General features: G+C 59.3%; 3 protein-coding genes. 2 read left to right on the top strand and 1 reads right to left on the bottom strand.

What is annotated here, in order from left to right:
• Window positions 1-227 precede the first annotated feature (227 nt).
• Window positions 228-647 (top strand): permease, encoded by a 420-nt coding sequence (locus Mhypo_RS17635; protein ID WP_119342513.1) that lies wholly within the window; start codon window positions 228-230, stop codon window positions 645-647.
• A 9-nt stretch (window positions 648-656) separates the two neighbouring features.
• Complete coding sequence (locus Mhypo_RS17630) at window positions 657-935, top strand: thioredoxin family protein (RefSeq protein WP_206074956.1); 279 nt, start codon at window positions 657-659, stop codon at window positions 933-935.
• Here Mhypo_RS17630 and Mhypo_RS17625 read toward each other — a convergent pair.
• Entirely contained in the window at window positions 932-1,858 is a 927-nt protein-coding gene (locus Mhypo_RS17625) for a sodium:calcium antiporter (RefSeq protein WP_119342512.1), read from the bottom strand. The genes Mhypo_RS17630 and Mhypo_RS17625 overlap by 4 nt on opposite strands.
• Between the last annotated feature and the right edge of the window lie 240 nt (window positions 1,859-2,098).

Below are 2,098 nucleotides of genomic sequence, written 5' to 3'. Positions count from 1 at the left end.
CCATCGGACTACCCGATGGAACCCCCTACTCCAAGTTTCAAGGTGCGCGGGGAACGCTGTCCCCAAGGAGATTGTACAACACATCCACCGCTCACCATGCTGTGTGCTCTCTCGGAGCACGTGGGGGAGTCCATGTATCCCCGGTTTGAAAACTGGGGGATTATAGCTCCCCCACACCCCCTCCTTTTTCTAAAGTAGGCAGCACTTCCTTTGACCCCTCCCGTCACATGGGCTGGGAAGCTCGCTTTGCGCTAGGGGTGGAGGAAGTCAAGAACATCCTGGGCAAAATCTGGCCCTACGTACTCCTGGGCATCGGGCTGGGGGCGGTGATTCACGGCTGGGTTCCCGCCGAACTGTTTGCTCGCTACGCGGGGGCCGATAACCCTCTAGCAGTGCCGGTGGCGGTGCTCCTGGGCATCCCCCTTTATTCCAACGCGGCAGGCATTCTACCCCTGGTGGAAGTCTTGCACCAGAAAGGTATACCGATGGGTACGCTGCTCTCGTTCATGATGGCAGTGGTGGCCCTCTCGCTCCCGGAGATGATCTTGCTGCGGCAGGTGCTCAAGCTGCGCCTGATAGCAATCTGGGTCTTGGTGGTGGGGCTGGGCATTGGCCTGACCGGCTACCTTTTCAACGCAGTTTTATAGGAGGCAAACATGAATATCGAAGCCAACATGCCACAAGCAGGAAGACAGGCCACCATCAAGGTACTGGGGCCCGGTTGCCAGCGCTGCAACCTGCTTGAGAATCATGTGAAACAGGCCCTGGAACGCATGGGCAAACCCCTCGAGGTGCAAAAAATCACCGAAATCCCCGAGATTCTGGCCTATGGCGTGGTGCAGACCCCGGCACTGGTGGTGGGAGAAGAGGTTCTTGTGGCCGGGTTTGTGCCCTCGCCTCGGCAGATTCAGGAGATGCTTCAGGGCAAAGTCTAGGCCAGGCCGCTGATCTCGAGGATAAACAGCGCATACATCACCAAAAACAGCATGCCCTCCCAGCTCGAGATACGCCTGTCCTGCACCAGTAAATAAAACAACAGCGAAGCGCCCACCACAAAGGGCAGGGCAAACTCTGTAAGTTCGGGCGGCGCCTTAACCGTACCGTAGACAGCCCCCGCCCCCACCACCACCAGCGCATTGAACACACAAGAGCCCAGGATGTTGCCCACCGCCAGCGAGGCTTTGCCCTGCCGAGCGGCGGTAATGCTCACCACCAGCTCGGGCAGGGTCGTGCCCAGGGCCAGAACCGTAACGGCCACAATGGCTGTCGGCACGCCCAGGACAGTGGCCAGACCCTGGAGGCTGTTCACCGTCCATTCGGCCCCAAAGTAGATGCCCACCGCACTAAACACCACCTGCAGCACATCGCGCAGGGCAATGGGGGAGCGCGCTGCACCGTTGGACCCGCTGCTACCTTCTTTCAGCAAATAGGCCACATAGACCCCATAGACGGCCAGCAAGCATAGGCCCTCGACCCGGCCCACTACCCCGTCCGACATCGCCACCCCCAACACAAAAGCCGAGCCCACCAGAAAGTGCAGGTCAATGGCGATATAGGCCTCGCCCAGGTATACCGATCGCAGCACCGAAAACACTGTGCTGACCCCCAGGATCAGGAGCAGGTTGGAAACGTTGGCCCCCAGCACGTTGCCGCTCACAATCTGGGAGACTCCCTGGCTTACCGAGAAAAGCCCGGTGATGAGTTCGGGCAGCGAAGTGCCCACACCCACGATAATCACGCCCACCATAAAGCCAGACAGACCTAAAGCCAGGCCGATACGCTCGGCAGCCCCTGTAAACAAGCGCGCCGCCACCAGCAGCAAAGCCAGACTGCCAACAAAAGTAAGCAATAGCAACATAGGGCCTCCTCAGAGCACCATACCCAAAAGCCTCGAGCAGGTGCAATGTAGCGGGTTGGCCTCATACCAGCTTCGGTTAGTTAGTCACCAAAGGGTGGCGAACTAACCCGACCGAAGTTATCCGCGTAGCGGAGGGCGATACCGCCCCTTGGAAGTTATCCGCGTAGCGGAGGGCGATACCGCCCCTTGGAAGTTATCCGCGTAGCGGAGGGCGATACCGCCCCTTGGAAGTTATCCGCG

It is taken from the genome of Meiothermus hypogaeus, assembly GCF_003574035.1.
Classification (GTDB): domain Bacteria; phylum Deinococcota; class Deinococci; order Deinococcales; family Thermaceae; genus Meiothermus; species Meiothermus hypogaeus.
This window is presented reverse-complemented; position numbering and strand designations above follow the sequence as displayed.

Coding starts and splice junctions, on each gene's coding strand:
- Mhypo_RS17635 (WP_119342513.1), top strand. CDS start 228: ATGGGCTGGGAAGCTCGCTTTGCGCTAGGGGTGGAGGAAGTCAAGAAC.
- Mhypo_RS17630 (WP_206074956.1), top strand. CDS start 657: ATGAATATCGAAGCCAACATGCCACAAGCAGGAAGACAGGCCACCATC.
- Mhypo_RS17625 (WP_119342512.1), bottom strand. CDS start 1,858: ATGTTGCTATTGCTTACTTTTGTTGGCAGTCTGGCTTTGCTGCTGGTG.